Origin of the sequence: Scandinavium sp. M-37 (genome assembly GCF_043558715.1) — a bacterium.
GTDB lineage: Bacteria > Pseudomonadota > Gammaproteobacteria > Enterobacterales > Enterobacteriaceae > Scandinavium > Scandinavium vulneris_A.
The window spans coordinates 1-12,149 of sequence record NZ_JBIGIN010000002.1 but is presented as its reverse complement, the minus strand read 5'-3'; the positions used below and the strand labels follow the sequence as shown (position 1 = coordinate 12,149).

The 12,149-nt window shown below is 56.8% G+C and carries 15 protein-coding genes and 1 pseudogene; 4 read left to right on the top strand and 12 right to left on the bottom strand.

The window, feature by feature from the left end:
• Positions 1–36 precede the first annotated feature (36 nt).
• Genes flgJ through flgB form a run of 9 tightly spaced genes read right to left on the bottom strand, consistent with a single transcriptional unit; the run spans position 37 to position 7,198 of the window.
• The gene (gene flgJ, locus ACG0Z5_RS01995) at positions 37–972 is read right to left on the bottom strand and encodes a flagellar assembly peptidoglycan hydrolase FlgJ (protein WP_394445078.1); all 936 of its coding nucleotides are present in this window, start codon (positions 970–972) and stop codon (positions 37–39) included.
• Positions 972–2,099: a flagellar basal body P-ring protein FlgI gene (locus ACG0Z5_RS01990; protein ID WP_394445316.1), complete on the bottom strand. Its 1,128-nt coding sequence runs from the start codon at positions 2,097–2,099 to the stop codon at positions 972–974. The genes flgJ and ACG0Z5_RS01990 overlap by 1 nt, the downstream gene beginning before the upstream one ends.
• Before the next feature lies 1 nt (position 2,100).
• Positions 2,101–2,814 (bottom strand): flagellar basal body L-ring protein FlgH, encoded by a 714-nt coding sequence (locus ACG0Z5_RS01985; RefSeq protein ID WP_394445077.1) that lies wholly within the window; start codon positions 2,812–2,814, stop codon positions 2,101–2,103.
• A gap of 58 nt (positions 2,815–2,872) precedes the next feature.
• Positions 2,873–3,655 carry a flagellar basal-body rod protein FlgG gene (gene flgG / locus ACG0Z5_RS01980; RefSeq protein ID WP_394445076.1) on the bottom strand — a complete coding sequence of 261 codons (783 nt, stop codon included), beginning with the start codon at positions 3,653–3,655 and terminating at the stop codon, positions 2,873–2,875.
• A gap of 22 nt (positions 3,656–3,677) precedes the next feature.
• A complete protein-coding gene (locus ACG0Z5_RS01975) occupies positions 3,678–4,415 on the bottom strand; it encodes a flagellar basal body rod protein FlgF (protein WP_394445075.1) in 738 nt (245 codons plus the stop codon).
• Between the two features lie 12 nt (positions 4,416–4,427).
• Positions 4,428–5,642: a flagellar hook protein FlgE gene (gene flgE, locus ACG0Z5_RS01970; RefSeq protein WP_394445074.1), complete on the bottom strand. Its 1,215-nt coding sequence runs from the start codon at positions 5,640–5,642 to the stop codon at positions 4,428–4,430.
• 27 nt (positions 5,643–5,669) lie between these two features.
• Positions 5,670–6,365 (bottom strand): flagellar hook assembly protein FlgD, encoded by a 696-nt coding sequence (locus tag ACG0Z5_RS01965; protein WP_394445073.1) that lies wholly within the window; start codon positions 6,363–6,365, stop codon positions 5,670–5,672.
• Positions 6,366–6,374: 9 nt separating this feature from the next.
• The gene (gene flgC, locus ACG0Z5_RS01960; RefSeq protein WP_394445072.1) at positions 6,375–6,779 is read right to left on the bottom strand and encodes a flagellar basal body rod protein FlgC; all 405 of its coding nucleotides are present in this window, start codon (positions 6,777–6,779) and stop codon (positions 6,375–6,377) included.
• Between the two features lie 5 nt (positions 6,780–6,784).
• The gene (flgB, locus tag ACG0Z5_RS01955; protein ID WP_394445071.1) at positions 6,785–7,198 is read right to left on the bottom strand and encodes a flagellar basal body rod protein FlgB; all 414 of its coding nucleotides are present in this window, start codon (positions 7,196–7,198) and stop codon (positions 6,785–6,787) included.
• Positions 7,199–7,457: 259 nt separating this feature from the next.
• Here flgB and flgA point away from each other — a divergent pair, with 259 nt between their 5' ends.
• From flgA to ACG0Z5_RS01940, 3 genes are all read left to right on the top strand, one after another.
• Positions 7,458–8,156: a flagellar basal body P-ring formation chaperone FlgA gene (flgA, locus tag ACG0Z5_RS01950; protein ID WP_394445070.1), complete on the top strand. Its 699-nt coding sequence runs from the start codon at positions 7,458–7,460 to the stop codon at positions 8,154–8,156.
• 74 nt (positions 8,157–8,230) lie between these two features.
• Positions 8,231–8,527: a flagellar biosynthesis anti-sigma factor FlgM gene (gene flgM / locus ACG0Z5_RS01945; protein WP_394445069.1), complete on the top strand. Its 297-nt coding sequence runs from the start codon at positions 8,231–8,233 to the stop codon at positions 8,525–8,527.
• A 20-nt stretch (positions 8,528–8,547) separates the two neighbouring features.
• On the top strand, positions 8,548–8,991 hold the full coding sequence (locus ACG0Z5_RS01940; RefSeq protein WP_394445068.1) for a flagella synthesis protein FlgN: 444 nt from the start codon (positions 8,548–8,550) through the stop codon (positions 8,989–8,991).
• 109 nt (positions 8,992–9,100) lie between these two features.
• Here the strand turns inward: ACG0Z5_RS01940 and ACG0Z5_RS01935 are convergent, their stop codons facing one another.
• The 3 genes from ACG0Z5_RS01935 to fliD are packed head-to-tail and all read right to left on the bottom strand — an operon-like array spanning position 9,101 to position 11,361.
• Entirely contained in the window at positions 9,101–9,421 is a 321-nt protein-coding gene (locus tag ACG0Z5_RS01935) for a flagellar protein FliT (RefSeq protein WP_394445067.1), read from the bottom strand.
• Entirely contained in the window at positions 9,414–9,821 is a 408-nt protein-coding gene (gene fliS, locus ACG0Z5_RS01930) for a flagellar export chaperone FliS (RefSeq protein ID WP_394445066.1), read from the bottom strand. Before fliS ends, ACG0Z5_RS01935 begins: the two co-directional genes overlap by 8 nt.
• Before the next feature lie 46 nt (positions 9,822–9,867).
• The gene (gene fliD / locus ACG0Z5_RS01925) at positions 9,868–11,361 is read right to left on the bottom strand and encodes a flagellar filament capping protein FliD (protein ID WP_394445065.1); all 1,494 of its coding nucleotides are present in this window, start codon (positions 11,359–11,361) and stop codon (positions 9,868–9,870) included.
• Positions 11,362–11,668: 307 nt separating this feature from the next.
• Between fliD and ACG0Z5_RS01920 the strand changes: the two are divergent.
• Positions 11,669–12,149, top strand: a pseudogene (locus tag ACG0Z5_RS01920) (flagellin FliC); the annotation flags it as partial.

Sequence of the window (12,149 nt, the reverse complement as noted above, 5' to 3'; positions counted from 1 at the left end):
TCATCGGTGATTGCGCCATTCACTAAAACAACTTTGCTAAAAAAGTTTCGAAAGATCGTTCTGATAGGCGGCAACCCCTTGCTGGATATCGCCTTTTACCTTCTGAATAATGGTAATCAGCTTCGTGGCATAGGCCGGATCGGTGGCGTAGCCGCCCGCCTGTAGGGCTTTCGCCCCCTGCTCCGGCGTGCTGGACTGCACCACGTTGCTATAGCGTGGATTTTTGGTCAGCAGCCTGGCGTAATCGCTCAGGGCGTGTTCATAGGAGTCGTACACCCGGAATGCCGCTTTGACCTTGCGTTTCACGCCGTTGAGGTATTCGGTGGTGGTGATTTCGGTGGTTTTCCCCTGCCAGTCGCCGGTAGCTTTGATGCCAAACAGGTTGTGGCTCGGCGACCCGTCCGCCGCCGGAATCTCCCGCCGTCCCCAGCCGGACTCCAGCGCCGCCTGGGCAAGGATCAGCTGTGGATGTAACCCGCTGAGCCGGGCCACTGCCTGCGCCGGCCCCATCAACCGGCTAATGAACGGATGCGCCCCTTCCGCGGGCTGAGCCCGCGTCACCGGGGCCGGGACACGCTGCGGTCCGGTAACGCTGCGGGCCGCAGAAAGTGATTCGCCCGGCAGTGCAAGCGGGTCGCGACCGGGCGCTGAGGCGGTTAACTGAGTGTCGCTGTCGCCTCCCAACTGGCGAACGATCAGATTGGCAAACCCGAGCTGCCCGCTGCCGGCGATATTCTGCGCCACCTGCTGATCGTGCATCGCGGTGAACATCTCTGAGGACTGGCTACTCATCAGGTCGCCTTTGAAGCTGGCATCGCGCATGCTTTTCATCATCATCTGCACGAAAATACCTTCCATCTGCTGGGCCGCGGCCTTCAGCGCGCCGGGTGACGCGCGCCCGGCCTCACGCTTAAGGACGTCCAGCGATCGCACGTCGAATGCAGGCCGGTCGAAACGATCAAGCGCCTTCATCAGTTAACCTCCAGCTTCGCCCGCAGACAGCCCGCGTTTTTCATCGCCTGCAGAATCGACATCAGCTCGTTCGGCGTCGCGCCCAGGTTATTCAGCGCCCGCACCACGGTGTTCAGGTCAGTACTGCTGCGCACGTTCTGTAACGAGCCGCCACGATCGCGAATGGAGATATCGGTCTGCGGCACCACCACCGTTTCGCCACCGCCAAACGGCGTGTCCGGCTGGCTTATCACGTTGTTCTGTGTCACTTCCACGGTCAGCGAACCGTGCGCCACGGCGCAGGTATCAAGCGACACATGGCGGTTCATCACGACCGAACCGGTACGCGAATTGACGATGACTTTTGCATCCTGAACGCTGACCCGCAGGGGAATGTCCTGAATGTTGGCGAGGAAACGCACCCGTGACGGCGCGTCTGCCGGAGCAAACAGACGCACGGTACGCGCATCTTCCGGAATAGCGGCCCCACCGCTGTAGCGGCGGTTGATCTCATCGCTGATCTGCTGCGCCAGCGAGAAGTCGGATTCATTCAGCTGTAAACGCACCACGCTCTGGGCGGCGAAATCGTTCGGCACTTCACGCTCCACCGTCGCCCCGCCGCTGATACGCCCGCCGTTAAGCTGATTGACCTGCACTCGGCTGCCGCCCGCCTGTGCGCCCGCGCCGGAAATCAGCACGTTACCCTGCGCCATGGCATAGATCTGGTTATCCGCCGCCTTTAGCGGAGTCATCAACAGCGTGCCGCCGCGCAGGCTTTTGGCATTACCCAGCGAGGAGACCACGATGTCGATTTTGTCGCCGGAGCGGGCAAACGGCGGCAGTTCGGCGGTCACCATCACCGCCGCGATATTTTTCAGCTGCATGTTGGTGCCGGGTGGCACGGTGATACCGAGCTGCGAGAGCATGTTGTTCAGGCTCTGCCCGGTGAACGGGGCCTGCATGGTCTGGTCGCCTGTGCCGTCCAGGCCCACCACCAGGCCATAGCCCATTAAGGAGTTGGAGCGTACGCCCTGCACCGAGACGAGATCGCGAATGCGCTCCGCCTGGGCCAGCTTCGGCACACTGAGCATGGTGGCGTAAACCATCATGCTGATAAAAAACAGGACAAATTCTTTTTTCATGGCGATATCAGAATGGTGAAAGGTTCAGGAACAGGCGCTGCATCCAGCCCATGGTCTGCGCTTCGTTGATATAGCCGTTGCCGACATATTCGATGCGCGCATCCGCCACCTGCGTCGACGGCACGGTGTTGCTGCCGCTGATGGTGCGGGGGTTAACCACCCCGGAAAAACGGATGAACTCGGTGCCCTGGTTGATGGCAATCTGTTTCTCACCGACGACCCGCAGGTTGCCGTTAGGCAGCAGTTGGTTGACCGTCACGGTGATGGTGCCGGTGAAGGTGTTTCGCGCCGCCGCGCCGCCTTTGCCTGCGAAGTCATTTTTGCCTTCGGCTTCGAAATCGGCTTTGCCATCCCCCAGCCAGCTATCCAGCTTGGTCGGCACGGCGATAAGCCCCATCCCCGCCGATCCATTTCGGTTGGCACTGGCAGAGGAGCTCTTGCTGGCGCTGACGTTTTCCTGCAACAGGATAGTCAGCGTGTCGCCGACGTTGCGCGGACGGCGGTCTTCGAACATCGGCTGATAGCCGTAGTTCATGCCCTGCCCGGCCATAAACAGCGAGCCCCCGGTAGCCACCGGAGCCATCGGTAAGGGTTCGGCGGAGGTGGGTCCGTCCACCAGCGGGGTCTGCATAATATGCGCGCAGCCACCGAGCAGCAGCCCGCTTACCAGCAACACGACACGTGGCGCGTGGGACAAGGAAAAATTCAAAAGTGTTTTCATTTGAGTGTCGATAAAAGTCTGACCGCCGTCGCTAACCGGGGCGGTCAGAGAGAGGACATTACAGCTGGGAAAGGCGTTGCAGCATCTGGTCAGAGGCTGACACCGCCTTGCTGTTGATCTCGTAGGCACGCTGCACCTGAATCATGCTCACCAACTCTTCCGCCACGTTAACGTTGGAGGTTTCGATGTAGCTCTGCTTCAGGGTGCCTGCATCTTCGAGCCCAGGATTCAGCTCGTTCGGTGCGCCGGAGGCCTGGGTTTCGCGATACAGGTTGCCGCCGATGCTTTCGAGGCCCGCTTCGTTGACGAAGGTCGCCAGCACCAGCTGGCCGATTTGCTGCGGCTGGGCCTGACCCGGAACGGTGGCGCTGACGATCCCATCCGGGCTGATTTCCAGCTTTTTGGCATCCTGCGGCACGGTAATACCAGGCTGGATCGGATGCCCGTCGGCATTCACCAACTGACCATTTTCGTTTTTGTCGAAGTGACCATCACGGGTGTAGGCGGTGCTGCCGTCCGGCATTTGCACCGGGAAAAAGCCTTTGCCTTCAATCGCGACGTCCAGCTCGTTTCCGGTCTGGTTAAAACCGCCCTGGGTGTGTACCCGCTGGGTGGCAACCGGACGTACGCCGGTGCCCAATTGCAGGCCGCTTGGCAAGGTGGTTTGCTCGGAGGCCTGGGCCCCCGGCTGGCGCATAGTTTGATACAGCAGGTCCTGGAACACCGCACGCTGGCGTTTAAAACCGTTGGTATTGACGTTCGCCAGGTTATTGGAAATAACGTCCATATTGAGCTGCTGTGCTTCTAGCCCGGTTTTGGCAATCCATAAAGAACGGATCATGGTATGACTCCTTGGCGTGGCATTAGCCCACGCTTAATAGCTGATTAGCCTTCTGAGCATTTTCATCAGCGGTGCGGATGACCTTCATGTTCATCTCAAAGCCGCGCGAGACGGCGATCATTTCGGTCATGGCTTTCACCGGGCTGACGTTGCTGCCTTCCAGTGCCTGCGGGTTGAGGCGCAGGGTTTCGTCCTGCGCCAGCGCCCCACCGGCAAGCGGGCGGAATACACCGTCGTCACCGTGATAGAGCTGATCCTGGGTGGCGTTGACCATTTTCAGGCGTCCGACCGGGGCCAGAGCCGTCGGGTCATCGCCCGCACCCAGCGCCGAAAGGGTGCCGTCAGAGGCAATAGTAATTTCGCTTTGCGGCGGTACGGTGAGCGGGGCACCGTCCCCCATCAGCGGTTTACCGTTGACGCTCAATGCCCCTTCGCTGTCCACCTCTATGCCACCGTTGCGGGTGTAGCCTTCGCTGCCGTCCGGGAGCGCCACCGCCAGCCAGCCGTTCTGCGGCAGGGCCACGTCGAGGCTGCGCCCGGTGTGCGTCACCGGCCCCATGCTGCTGTCATGAAATGGCGTTGACTCGGCGACCAGTGCGCGGGTGCGCAGGGTTTCCCCGTCAATGGGCACGGCGCGATGTGCGGTGAGCTGGGCACGAAAACCCGCCGTAGAGCTGTTCGCCAGATTGTTCGAGGTCACCGCCTGGCGATTGAGCGCCGCGTTGGCGGCGCTCATGGCGGTATAAATTGCGCGATCCATCGTCGGCTATCCTTAACGCAGGTTAACCAGCGTCTGCAGAAGCTCAGACTGGGTTTTGATGGTTTGAGAGTTAGACTGGTAGTTGCGCTGGTAGACGATCATATTGACCATTTCCTGGCCCATATCGACGTTCGATTGCTCAAGCTGACCACCGCTCAGATTACCAAAGCTACCGGTGCCCGACGCGCCAAAGAACGGCTGCCCGGACTGCGGCGTTTCCGCCCACACGTTGCTGCCCTGTGCCGCCAGCCCGCCGCTGTTGGCGAAGTCAGCCAATACCACCTGCGCCACGGTCTGACGCTTGCCGTTACTGTAAGTTGCGACAATTTCACCGTTCTCACCCACCACGAAGGTCTGGTATTTGCCCGGTGCCTGACCGTCGATTTCGTTAAGCTTCATGGTGCTGTCACCTTTCACCTGGGTGATGTCAGACAGATCCAAAGAAACATTCAGAGCGGCAGATCCGTTGAATGACGCGCCTTTGACTGCAAGGCGAGTGTCTGGGCCTTTCAGGCTGCCATCCGGATTGAACTCTAAATCCAACTCGACAACTTCATCATCACCGGCAGCGGGCGAGGTTTCATCGCGGGCATACGCCGTCCATTTCCCGGCTTCGGTCTGCACGAAATAGAGCTTAATAATGTGGGTGTTACCGAGACTGTCAGTGGCTTCAACCTGGCTGGTGTAGTTGTAGGTTTTATCATCCTCATAGTCGAACTTATCTTTTTCATGAAAGTCGGTAGAGTCGCCTTTCAGATTGCCGGCCAGTGAGCCGGAGGTCGATGCCACCGGCGGCATGTCACCGGTCGGGATCTGAATCGGGCCAATCGGCGCGCCCGGGGCAATCACCGGCGGTGTACCGGTTGCCTGATAGCCGGTCAAAAACAGATTGTTGGTTTTGTTGTAGATATTGCCGTTAACGTCCAGTTCAAACTGACCGTTACGGCCATAAAACACGCTGCCACCTTCGTTGACCATGCGGAAAAATCCACGCCCCCCAATGGCCATATCCAGGTTGCGACCCGTCGCTTCCGGCCCGCCATCGGCGAAGTTCTGGGTCACGCCTGCCACCTGAACTCCCAGCCCTGTTGCGCCGGAAAACATATCCGCAAACGCAACCGAGCCAGACTTAAAACCGAAGGTCTGGGAGTTGGCAATGTTGTTGCCCACCACATCCAGCGCTTTTGCTGCGGCGTTGAGGCCGCTAAGACCTTGTGAAAAACCCATATTTTGATTCCAGTAAGTGAGAGTGAATTATTTTTGGATAACGACCACGTCGCCCATGCCTATCGGGTCGTGATCGCGCAGGTGAAGGACGGCTCCGTTGCCGGTCATGGTCACGCCTTCAACCAGCGCCTGCATCAACCCCGACACCTCCAGCTTCTCGCCTTCGGCGCTTTTCGCTTCGAAGGTGAGCGTGTATTCGGTATCTGGCGCAGGGCCAGGTTCTGGCTGGAAGTTCTGCAAATCATCAAGGCTGAAGGTCTTGACCCCGGCCTTAACGTTTTTCAGTTCAGCGGTGTAGGCACCACCGTTGCCGTCATCAAGCGTGACGGTGACCGTGTCCGCATCGCCGCCCAGCAGGAAGCTGAACTTGTCGGCCCCCTCCACCCCGTCTTGCTGAATGCCCAGGCCGGACCCGGTCGTCACTTTCGGATCGCCCTCAATAAGCACCGAACGCCCCACCCACGAGGCGGCACTCATGCTGCCCAGTTGGTTGACTAAGCCGTGCATGCTGGCCACCGAGGTATTGAGCTTCTCAACGCCCGCTGCGGTATTGAACTGCGCCAGCTGCGCGGTGAGCTGGTTGTTATCCATCGGGTTGGTCGGATCCTGGTTTTTCATTTGCGCGACCAGCAATTCCATAAAGTGTTGGCTGAGATCGCCGGCGCTGTTACCCGTGCCGTAGTCCGTGCCGCTGCCGCTGTTATTGACCTGAGAGACTGCCATCTGTTGTCCTTACTGACCGAGGGTCAGGGTTTTTAGCATCAGGGTTTTGGCGGAGTTCATCACTTCGACGTTGGCCTGATAGCTGCGGGAAGCGGAAATCGTGTTCACCATTTCGTTCACCACGTTAACGTTGGGCATCCGCACGTAGCCCTGCTCATCCGCCAGCGGGTTGCCGGGCTCATACACCAGCCGATCCGGGGCACTGCTTTCCACAACGTCGCTCACCTTCACCCCGCCGATGGCATCACCTGCGGCAGCATCGACTTCGAACATGACCTGACGGGCGCGATAAGGCTGGCCGTCCGGCCCCGCCACGCTGTCGGCATTGGCCATATTGCTGGCGCTGACGTTAAGGCGGCGAGACTGCGCGGCCATCGCCGAGCCTGAAATATCAAAAACGCTAAATAACGACATCGAAATTATCCCTGACTGAGTACGGTCATCATTTTCTTAATATCCGCACCGAGGAATGTCAGGCCGGACTGGTATTTCACGGCGTTATCCGCAAAATTCACGCGCTCCCTGTCCATGTCCACGGTATTACCGTCGGCACTGGGCTGATCGGGCACCCGATATAACAACTGAGGGTCATCAAATGGCACTGTCTGCCCCTCAATATGACGGTTCGAGGTTAATGAAAGTGAGACCGATGTTTTCGCCATAGACGTATTGCTCATGGCGCTTTTTAACTGCTGAGAAAAATCCAGATCACGCGCCAGGTAGCCCGGCGTGTCGGCATTGGCAATGTTCGATGCCAGCACGTCCTGACGGCGCGTGAGCAGACTCAACGCCTGCTGTTGAAAGCGAAACGCATCATCAAGTTTATTGACCATAAAGAGGGGCTCCTGCCTCGCATTATCCAGAGTGCGATAGTGTAGACAGCGCTGGTGAAATATCACACTGCGAAGACCCGACAGAAATAAGCGCTTTTAACGAATTCGAGGAAGATATTTTTGCGAGGAATGACTGATGAATTTAAATGGCTGCAAAAGTGTCAGCATTTAGCCCAATAAAAGCATTTGCGATGCGTATATAATTTAACCATGGATATTATTCCAGAAGACTCTACGCTTATTTAAACAAGGCAACAAGATGAAACTCCCTTTATTCCTCACGGTCATGCTGGCCGCATTCGGCTCTGCGCCACTGTACGCCAGCGTACCGTCGCTGCCGAGCGCCGAACAGCGACTGTTGCTCAAACTCAATGCGCTGTTCCAGCCCGGTAACGCCGAGGGCGAGATTGTGCGCACCGTTGAATTGCTTGCCACTCCGCAGCAGATTGCCGCCGTTTGTGATGCGCCTGAACTCAGCATCACCGGGCACGATACGCGGTTAACCGGAAAACGCACCGTGAGCGCCCGCTGTGGTGCGCGCAAACACTATTTGCCGGTCCGCGTCAGCGCGCAGGGGACCTGGTGGGTCGCCAGCCAAAGCCTGCCCAGTGGGACTATTGTTCAGCGGGGTGATATCGAACCGATCACCGGCAGCATTGACGGGCAGCCCAGCGGACTTATCTTCAGACCGGATGACATTATCGGTCAGCGCCTGACCCGGGCAGTCACCGTCGGTAAACCCGTCTTGCAAAACCAGCTGCGCCAGCAATGGCGACTGCATGCCGGGCAAACGGTGGATTTAGTCACCTCCGGCGCAGGCTTTCGCATTCGCGGTCAGGGCAAAGCGCTGGGTAACGCCGCAGTCGATGAGATGCTGAAAGTTCAGACCGCCAACGGGCAAACCGTCAGCGGGAAAGTCGGGGCGGACGGTGAGGTGATGATTTTTTTACGACAATAATTTTAGTTTTTTCGCCAAACACCGATGAGCAATGTATAGACCGACGAAAAAACCTTTTACCTGCGAGGACCACGATGAGCATAGACAGCACTCAACCCACGACTCCGGTTAGCAGCCTCCTCTCCGCTACCGAGATGCGTACACGTACCACGGCGCAGGACCACAGCACGACCCCAGGCGATGCAACCGGGGAAAACAAAACCGCCGTCACCCTGAGCGCCTTGACTCGCCAGATTCAGACCGACGACAGCCGCGATGTGAATCACGCCCGCGTCGCCGAAATTCGTGCCGCGCTGGCCGCCGGGGAACTCCCTCTGGAGCCCGAAAAAATCGCCCAGGCGCTGGTGCAGGATATGTTTCAGTTTCACTAATCGCAGGATTTTTTTTAGATATGGATAAGCTGTACCCGATACTCGCGCAGATGAAAACGTCTCTGGATGAACTGGAGGCGATCATGATTGAAGAGGTCAACCAGCTCAACCGGGGGCAAATCAATCCGGTTTCCCTCCAGGTGCTGGCTGATAACAAAAGCCAGCTGCTGTCGACCATTCAGTATTACGATGAGATGCGTCGCCAGCAGGAGCAGGTGTCGGCATTCGTTGCCCCCTATCCTACGCAGGGTAAGCTGTCCGTCTGCTGGCAGCAGATTGATGAGAAAGTTCGCGATACCCGGATGCTCAACCTGAAAGTGGAAGTGCTTCTGCAAAGACATATGCATAAAAACCAGCATCTGCAGAAGGTGGTCGACCACGTTGGACATGCCAATACTCTGTACGGCCCGGCGGGAGAGTCGAGCCTCGCGCCAACCGGTCGCAAATACAACATCACGATTTAATGTTAACGCGTTCGTTGCCTCAACGTTTGCTCGCCCTGGTGGCGAGCTTTTTTTTGGCCCGCAGAAAACGCCCGGCGGCAGTGCGTTTACCGGGCAAAAAAAACCGCCGTTAAACGGCGGTATAGGCTTGCGCAGAACGGCGGGATTGCCGCAGGGAGGACATCTCCCCGCTGAGGTTATTGAGCCGGGCCTGGATGCACTGCATCAGCCGCGAGTCCTGTATCAACAGAGCCTCAAGCAGCTGCACGGCCATTTCACGCTCCGTGCTTTCCAGCTCATTGAAATCAACATCTACCATCGCTTTTAGCTGCGTAGAATAGACTTCCACATCGTCAGCAAACGCGTCCCAGGCTTCCTGCCCGGCAAGGGTCAGCAGCGCATGGTTACGCGCCAACAGGTCTTCTAGCTGAACCAGCGTTGTGTTATCCATGTTTGACCTGCTTGTTCTGTGGGTCGATAGCTTTCCAGGTCTCGGACAGGTCGACCATCAGGGAAATCAGGTGCGGCAACTTTTCGCCCGTTTTATTGAGATTTGCTTCGAGCAAATTACGCGAAACGTATTCGTACAGACTTTCCAGATCGTCGGCAATCTTGCCGCCAATTTCATGGTTCAGCCCGGCGCGCAGGCCATTATCGATAATATTGATAGCCCGGGAGATCATCTCCCCGCGACGGGCGATATTACCGGACTGGAAGTAGATCTCTGCCCGACGCATCGCGTTAATCGCCCCGTCAAACAGTAAGACAATCAGCTGATGCGGCGTAGCACCGACAATCTGGCTATCAAGAGAGACAGCGGAATAGGCGCTGTTACCTGTTTTGGTGTACATCGTTAAATCCTGCCGGGCAGCCGTACTGCCCGGGAATGTTGAGGGGTTATTCTTTCATCAGGCCGAGCAGCGCGGCCTGCAGCGACTGGCTCAGACTGTTCATTTCGGTCATCGCTTTATCGAGCCGTAAAAACTCTTTTTCGCTACGCTTAAGGCTGTCCTCAATGCGCATCTCCACTCGGGTGATCTGCTTCGCGATGCGCGACTCCTGCTCTTTCAACCCTTTGACCGCAGTGGTGATTGCCCCTTCGGTTTTCGGCGTGCTGTCGCTGTCACCGAGATAGATTTTGAATACATCTTCCATCCGGCCTTTCAGGCCATCCGCCCCGTCTTTACCGAGGAACAGGGCTTCGACTTCTTTCGGGTTATTTTTCAACGCTTCGTCGAGCTTTTTGCTGTCGATCGACAGCAGCCCGATGGTGCCGGTACGCTCTTCACCCGGATTGACGTCATCAAACTTCACGGTGATGCCGAGGGTGGCCAACGACTGGTATAGTTCGCTGGCTTCGCCGTAGTTGCCGACGGCGGTGGATTTCATCTGGCTGGTCAGGCGGCGCAGCGTACCGTCGCCAAACAGCGCGCCGTTGCCGGTGTTCGGCTGGGTCGGATCGGCGTTTTTGTCCGGGGCGGTATACGCGCTGACGCTGGCCGACAGATTCAGGAAAGCGTTGTAGTTTTTAACGAATTCCTCAATCAGGGTTTTCACCTGTGAGGTATCAGCCGTCACCGAGAGGGTTTCAGATTTGTATTCCTTTGGTGGCCCCTCCGCCACCACCTCCGACACTTCACGCAGCTCAAGGGTAATACCGGTGATCGCATCGGCGATGGTGTTCGAACTGCGCTCAACCTCCTCCCCGTCAATCTCAATCAGCGCATTCTGCGCGGCGGTGATTTCGGTCATTTTGCTTGAACCTTTCGGATCAAAGTTCAGCACTTCAGCCAGCGTGCTGTCCCCGTCAACGTTAACGGTGATTTCACCGTCGCTGCCGGTCTTTTTCGACGTCACAACCAGCTTGAATTTCCCGCCGCCCGCCGACATCACTTCGGCCGTGACGTCGCCATTCTTTTCATTGATTTTCTTGGCAATCTGGGTCAGCGAGGTTTCATCTTTTTTCAGATCGACGTCCATCGGCTTACCGTCGCCGAGCGTGATGCTGACTTTACGGTTGGTCTCACTCCCGCCGAGTTCTTTGTCGTTGCTGGTCTGCGGCTCGGTACCGATTTTATGCGACTTTGCCAGCTGTTTAACGACCATCGAATAGCTGTTCGGGATGGCACCTTTTCCGGCGGTGGCTTTGAACGCTTTGTTATCCCCAACGCTGACGCCGTTGAAGCCTTCATCCTGCAACTTTTCCATGTTCGATTTGATGGCATCCAGGGAGCTGGAGATCTTGCCCCACGACGACACCTGCCCGTTGAAACTGCTTTGCTTTTGCAGGTACGGATTGAGTTTTTGATTTTCAGCTACCCGCAGCTGCGACAGCATAGAAGGAATATCAAGCCCGGATCCACCAAGGCCCGGAACAGCGAATGACGCCATAATGTGGGTTCCTGTTAATTAAATAAGAGTCTTCACTGAGACCCATCGGTGGGAATGGCGTTAAGTTTAATTTTTTACATTTCCGGCAACAACGTCAGAGGGGCGTAAATACACAGAGTCACGCTTATTGCGCCATCAAATATTATGATTGAGAAAATAGCCGTCACTTCTTCCGCTATTTATAACCTTTGAAAAAAATCAAAGAAATATTTCAGTGATTTTGCTCTGTCACCGATGAATGAGGTATGCGCCACCTAATTCGCATAATGACTCTTTCCGTCCGTTCTCATTATAAAAGGATATTAATATGGCCCAGGTCATTAATACCAACTCACTGAGCCTGATGGCTCAGAACAACCTCAACAAATCCCAGACCTCTCTGGGCACCGCCATCGAGCGTCTCTCTTCCGGGATGCGTATCAACAGCGCCAAAGACGATGCCGCTGGCCTGGCGATTTCTAACCGCTTTACTTCCTCCATCCGTGGCCTGACCCAGGCGGCGCGTAATGCCAACGACGGCATCTCCCTGGCACAGACCACTGAAGGCGCGCTGGAAGAAGTCACCGAAAACTTACAGCGTATTCGTGAGCTGACCGTTCAGGCGAAAAACGGCACCAACTCCAGCGATGACCGCGCATCCATCCAGAAAGAAATTTCAGCCCGTCTGGACGAGATCAAGCGTATCTCCGAGACCACCAACTTCAACGGCGTGAACGTACTGGACGGCTCGAAAGACAAGCTGACCATTCAGATCGGCGACAAAGACGGCCAGACCATCGATATCGACC

Excerpts from the sequence above, each read along its gene's own strand:
- ACG0Z5_RS01935 (WP_394445067.1), bottom strand. The coding sequence starts at position 9,421 with ATGGATAACACAACGCTGGTTCAGCTAGAAGACCTGTTGGCGCGTAAC.
- ACG0Z5_RS01965 (WP_394445073.1), bottom strand. The coding sequence starts at position 6,365 with ATGGCAGTCTCTCAGGTCAATAACAGCGGCAGCGGCACGGACTACGGC.
- ACG0Z5_RS01975 (WP_394445075.1), bottom strand. The coding sequence starts at position 4,415 with ATGGATCGCGCAATTTATACCGCCATGAGCGCCGCCAACGCGGCGCTC.
- ACG0Z5_RS01940 (WP_394445068.1), top strand. The coding sequence starts at position 8,548 with ATGGATAAGCTGTACCCGATACTCGCGCAGATGAAAACGTCTCTGGAT.
- flgG (WP_394445076.1), bottom strand. The coding sequence starts at position 3,655 with ATGATCCGTTCTTTATGGATTGCCAAAACCGGGCTAGAAGCACAGCAG.
- flgJ (WP_394445078.1), bottom strand. The coding sequence starts at position 972 with ATGAAGGCGCTTGATCGTTTCGACCGGCCTGCATTCGACGTGCGATCG.
- ACG0Z5_RS01985 (WP_394445077.1), bottom strand. The coding sequence starts at position 2,814 with ATGAAAACACTTTTGAATTTTTCCTTGTCCCACGCGCCACGTGTCGTG.
- flgA (WP_394445070.1), top strand. The coding sequence starts at position 7,458 with ATGAAACTCCCTTTATTCCTCACGGTCATGCTGGCCGCATTCGGCTCT.
- flgC (WP_394445072.1), bottom strand. The coding sequence starts at position 6,779 with ATGTCGTTATTTAGCGTTTTTGATATTTCAGGCTCGGCGATGGCCGCG.
- flgB (WP_394445071.1), bottom strand. The coding sequence starts at position 7,198 with ATGGTCAATAAACTTGATGATGCGTTTCGCTTTCAACAGCAGGCGTTG.
- fliS (WP_394445066.1), bottom strand. The coding sequence starts at position 9,821 with ATGTACACCAAAACAGGTAACAGCGCCTATTCCGCTGTCTCTCTTGAT.
- fliD (WP_394445065.1), bottom strand. The coding sequence starts at position 11,361 with ATGGCGTCATTCGCTGTTCCGGGCCTTGGTGGATCCGGGCTTGATATT.
- flgM (WP_394445069.1), top strand. The coding sequence starts at position 8,231 with ATGAGCATAGACAGCACTCAACCCACGACTCCGGTTAGCAGCCTCCTC.
- flgE (WP_394445074.1), bottom strand. The coding sequence starts at position 5,642 with ATGGGTTTTTCACAAGGTCTTAGCGGCCTCAACGCCGCAGCAAAAGCG.